Below are 3937 nucleotides of genomic sequence, written 5' to 3'. Positions count from 1 at the left end.
GTGGTAGCCGATCAGGCCGCGCGAGGGGGCGGAGAAGGTGATGCGGGTCTTGCCGCCGCCCGAGGGGCGCATGTCGGTCATCTCGGCCTTGCGGATCGCCATCTTGTCGACGACGGTGCCGGCGTATTCGTCATCGACATCGACCACGACGGTTTCGTACGGTTCGGTGCGCTGGCCGTTCTCGTCGGTGTCGAACAGCACGCGCGGGCGACTGATGCCGAGCTCGAAGCCCTCGCGGCGCATCGTCTCGATCAGCACGCCGAGCTGGAGCTCGCCGCGGCCGGCGACTTCGAAGCTGTCCTTGTCCGCGCTCTCGGTGATGCGGATGGCGACGTTGGATTCGCCCTCGCGCTCGAGCCGGTCGCGGATCATGCGGCTGGTGACCTTGGAACCTTCGCGCCCGGCGAACGGGCTGTCGTTCACCGAGAAGCGCATCGACAGGGTGGGCGGATCGATCGGCTGGGCGGCGATGGCTTCGGTGACCGAGGTGTCGGCGATGGTGTTGGCGACGGTGGCCTTTTCGAGCCCGGCGATGGCGATGATGTCGCCCGCCTTGGCTTCCTCGACCGGCACGCGTTCGAGCCCGTCGAAGCTCATCAGCTTGGAGGCGCGGCCGACTTCGATGACCTTGCCGTCGATGTCGATCGCGTGGATCGGCTGGTTGACCTTGTTGCGGCCCGACTGGACGCGGCCGGTGAGCACGCGGCCCATGAAGTTGTCGCGATCGAGCAGGGTGGCGAGGAAGGTGAACGGGGCATCGACGTCGAGCGCAGGCGGCGCGACGTAGTCGATGATCTTCTCGAACAGCGGGGTGAGGTTGCCTTCGCGGGCGTTCTCGTCCTCGGAGGCGTAGCCGTTGCGGCCCGAGGCGTAGAGCACGGGAAATTCGAGCTGGTCGTCGTTGGCATCGAGGTTGACGAACAGGTCGAACACCTCGTCGAGGACTTCCTGGGGGCGGCCATCGGGACGGTCGATCTTGTTGACGACGACGATCGGCCTCAGGCCCAGGGCAAGCGCCTTGCCGGTGACGAATTTGGTCTGCGGCATCGCGCCTTCGGAACTGTCAACCAGCAGGATGACGCCATCGACCATCGAGAGAATGCGTTCGACCTCACCGCCGAAATCGGCGTGGCCGGGGGTGTCGACGATGTTGATGCGGGTGGTTTCGCCGTTTTTCGGGTTGGTCCACTCGACGCTGGTGCACTTGGCGAGGATGGTGATGCCGCGCTCTTTTTCCAGATCGTTCGAATCCATCGCGCGTTCCTCGACGCGCTGGTTGTCGCGGAAGGTGCCCGACTGGCGGAACAACTGGTCGACCAGCGTGGTCTTGCCGTGATCGACGTGGGCGATGATGGCGATATTGCGAAGCGGCTGGCCGGCGGCGGACATGCGAAGAGGCTTTCGGTAAGAACGGGGCGAGAATGCGGGGGGCGGCGACGCTTGTTGCGGCGCAACATGGCGCGCGCCCTAGTCGAAAATCATCGAGACGGCAAGCGGGCTCTTGGCCCTGGCAAGGTGGCGCGAGGTGGCGCAAACCGGCACGGGATCGTGGAAAAGGCGCGGGCGGCCGGATTTAGCGATTGTGCTATGAGTGCCGAAAAATTACTGTCAGGAGCAGTTTCAGGGGCAATGCGAAACTCTCGCCGCGCGCGGGTCCAAGCGGATGGGGCGAAAGGCGGGGGCTTCGCGCAGAGAGGATACGCTTGACCATGGTATCGATAGACAAAGCGATTGCGGCCGCAGCCGGGCAGGTTTCGCTACGCGCGCTGGCGATTGCCGGGTTGGTTCTCGGCGGGGCGGCACCGCTGGCCGCGCAGGCCCAGGCAGCCAAGCCCGACGCGGCGCAGGAAGCGCAGCCGGCGCGCGACGAAGCGGCCGAGGCCGACGGCAACGAGATCATCGTCACCGCGACCAAGCGCGAGCAGACGCTGCAGGACGTGCCGGTGGCGGTGACGGTGACAACGTCCGAGACCATCGAGCGCGCGCATATCCGCGATATCAAGGACCTGGCCAGCGTGGTGCCGTCGCTGCGCGTCGCCGAGCACCAGAGTTCGGCGCAGACTGATTTCAACATCCGCGGCTTCGGCAACGGCGCCAACAACGCCGGCATCGAGCCTTCGGTGGGCGTGTTCATCGACGGCGTCTACCGTTCGCGCTCTGCCGCGCAGATTGCCGATTTTCCCGACGTCAAGCGGGTCGAGGTGCTGCGCGGGCCGCAATCGACGCTGTTCGGCAAGAACGCTAGCGCCGGCGTGATCTCGATCGTCACCGCGGCGCCGCAGTTCCACCTCGGCGCGACCACCGAATTGTCGTATGGCAATTACAACGCCGTGGTGGCGAAAGCGATGCTGACCGGGCCGGTCTCGGACTCCCTGGCGCTGAGCATCGCCGGCGGCTACAACCGGCGCGACGGCATGGTGCACGACGGCGGCACCGGCAGCGACATCAATAACCGCAACCGCTGGTTCGTGCGCGGGCAGGCGCTGTGGGAGCCGAGCACCGCGCTGAAGGTGCGACTGATTGCCGACTACGGCAAGATCGACGAGCTGTGCTGCGCAGTGGTCAACATCCGCGCTGCGGCGCCGACCGCGGCGATCCTGGCGCTGGGCGGCAAGGTCAATCCGGCCAGCGATCCGTTCGGAACCGTGTATGACAACTTCGATTCGACCAATCATATCAAGAACTACGGGTTCAGCGGGCAAGTCGATTACCAGCTCGGGCCGTTGACGCTGACCTCGATCACGGCCTGGCGCTACAACCGCAACCAGACCAACCAGGATTCGGACTTCACCAGCCTCGACCTGCTGGGTCGCAACGCCGCCGACGTGCGCATCCGCACGTTCACGCAGGAATTCCGCGCCTCGACCAACATGGACGGTCCGCTGAACTTCGTGGCGGGCGCCTATTACTTCAACGAGAAGATCAACCAGGACGGGCAGATCTATTACGGCACGCAGGCGCAATCCTATGCCAACCTGCTGATCCAGCAGCAGAACGGCTGCCTGGGCGTTCCCGCCTGTCCGGGGCTGGCTTACGTGACCGGGGCGCTGGGCGCCTTGCAGGGTACGCCGGCGGCCTATTTCAATGCCGACGGCTCCTCCAAGTTCTTCCAGGCGGGAACCGGGCTCGACGAGCACTATTCGATGAAGAACGATGCCGTCTCGGTGTTCGGCCAGGTCGATTTCAAGATCGCGCCGAAGCTGACGCTGACCGGGGGCATCAACTATACCCACGACCAGAAGCACTTCGCCACCACGGGAACCCTGTCGAGCGACGTCTTCGCCGGGGTCGATATTCCGACCGTGCTGACCAACTATGGTCTGGCGCAGCAGATCGGCAACATCCTCCATGCCGGTACGCCGGCTTCGGGGGCGGAGATCGCCGGGTTCGCCGCCGCCAACCCGGCAGCGTTCGGGTTGATCAGCCAAGGCGTGGCTGCGGCGATCCAGACCAACCCGCTGATGGGGCTGCGCGCCTACCAATTCCTGCCGCCGTTCCTGAACGTGCCGAATTCGGTCGAGCCGGGCAAGACCAGCGACGGCAACGTCTCGTACACGGCGCGGCTGGCCTATGACGCGAGCAGCAAGATCAACCTCTACCTGAGCTTCGCGACCGGCTTCAAGGCGAGCTCGGTCAACCTGTCGCGCGACAGTCGGCCGCTCGACCCGGTTTACGACGGTGGCAGCACCCGCGCGGCGCTGATCGCGGCCGGGTTGACGCTGCCCAACCAGTCCTATGGCACGCGCTTTGCCGGGCCCGAGAAATCGACCGTGTACGAGGCCGGGCTCAAGGCCAACTGGGGCGTCGCGACGCTGAACTTCGCGCTGTTCAAGGAGAGCATCAAGGGCTTCCAGTCGAACATCTTCACCGGCACCGGGTTCGTGCTTACCAATGCCGGCAAGGAATCGGTGTTCGGCTTCGAGTTCGAGGGCGCGGT

Annotated in this window: 2 protein-coding genes; one reads left to right on the top strand and one right to left on the bottom strand. The window is 65.3% G+C overall.

Going from position 1 to position 3937, the window contains the following annotated elements; all coding sequences use genetic code 11:
* Window positions 1–1389: GTP-binding protein (locus AC1P6P_RS04240; RefSeq protein ID WP_481401193.1), on the bottom strand; the 1389-nt coding region annotated here is incomplete at its 3' end.
* A gap of 320 nt (window positions 1390–1709) precedes the next feature.
* On the opposite strand from AC1P6P_RS04240, the gene AC1P6P_RS04235 reads away from it, so the two are divergent.
* Window positions 1710–3937: TonB-dependent receptor (locus tag AC1P6P_RS04235; RefSeq protein ID WP_481401192.1), on the top strand; the 2228-nt coding region annotated here is incomplete at its 3' end.

The sequence above is a fragment of the Rhizomicrobium sp. genome, from assembly GCF_056722145.1.
The sequence above is the reverse complement of the archived record's forward strand: the minus strand, read 5'-3'. Positions and strand labels throughout refer to the sequence as shown.